The organism is Amycolatopsis sp. NPDC003861 (assembly GCF_053605405.1).
In genome coordinates, this window is the sequence record NZ_JBSGJD010000524.1 from 1 (window position 1) to 1253 (window position 1253).

Genomic DNA, 1253 nt, shown 5'->3' on the forward strand with positions numbered 1-1253 from the left:
GGGACTGCCCCCGGTTCGGTTGACTCCTGACCTGTGAGGATGCGCTCCTCGCTGGAAGGATGTCCACCATGCCCAAAGCGTTCCCGCCGGAGTTCCGCCGCGACGTGGTCGCGGTCGCCCGCAAGGGCGAAGCACCGATCTCCCAGATCGCGAAAGACTTCGGGATCTCCGAGTCCTGCCTGCACCGCTGGCTCAAGATCGCCGACACGGACGACGGGAACCGGCCCGGCACGACGACCACGGAGTCGGCGGAGCTGCGTGAGCTGCGCAAACGCGCCAAGCTGCTGGAGCAGGAGAACGAGATCCTGCGCCGGGCCGCGGCGTACTTCGCCAAGGAGATCTCCCCAAAATGACCTACCCGCTGGTCGAGGACCTGGCCGCCGACGGGTTCCCCGTCGCGGTGACCTGCCGGGTCCTGGGGTTCTCCAAACAGGCCTACTACGCCTGGAGGGCAGCCCCGGTCACCCGCCGCGACCTGGACGACGCCTACCTGATCAACGCCGCGCTCGACATCCATCGTGACGACCCCGCGTTCGGGCACCGGTTCATCGCTGATGAACTGCCTGCTCGGGGCATCACGGCCGGGGTGAACCGGGTCGCGCGGCTGTGCGCTCAGCAGAAGATCTGGTCGGTGTTCGCGAAGAAGAAGGGACTGACCAGACGGGCCGGGCCACCAGCGCACGACGACCTGGTGCGCAAGAGGTTCGCCGCTGACGCGCCGGACCGGCTGTGGCTGACCGACATCACCGAACATCCCACCGCCGAGGGCAAGCTGTATCTCTGCGCGATCAAGGATGTCTACTCCGGCCGGATCGTCGGCTACTCGATCGACTCGAGGATGACAGCGTCATTGGCGGTGTCGGCGTTGCGTAACGCGGTCCGGCTGCGGGAACCGGCCGGCACGATCGTGCACTCGGACAGGGGCAGCCAATTCCGGTCGCGGAAGTTCGTGAACACGTTACATCGCAACGATTTACGTGGTTCGATGGGACGGGTCGGGGCGTGTGGTGACAACGCCGCGATGGAGTCCTTCTTCGCGCTGTTGCAGAAGAACGTCCTGGACCGGCAACGCTGGCAGACCCGCGAGGAACTGCGTCTGGCGATCGTGACCTGGATCGAACGCACCTACCATCGCCGGCGTCGGCAGGCCCGCCTCGGCAAGCTCACGCCGATCGAGTTTGAGACAATCAGCAGGCACGCAACCGCGGCCTGATCCACCCCACCTGCGAGTCAACCAAACTCGGGGCAGTCCC

At 66.2% G+C, this 1253-nt stretch carries 1 protein-coding gene; it reads left to right on the forward strand.

Translation table 11 applies throughout. From position 1 onward, the window contains the following. The first annotated feature begins 68 nt into the window (after positions 1-68). A protein-coding gene (locus tag ACWEVN_RS47950; protein WP_452055725.1) for an IS3 family transposase occupies positions 69-1213 on the forward strand; the annotation gives its coding sequence in 2 pieces (ribosomal slippage) (positions 69-342 and positions 342-1213; 1146 coding nt in all). The last annotated feature ends 40 nt before the right edge of the window (positions 1214-1253 follow it).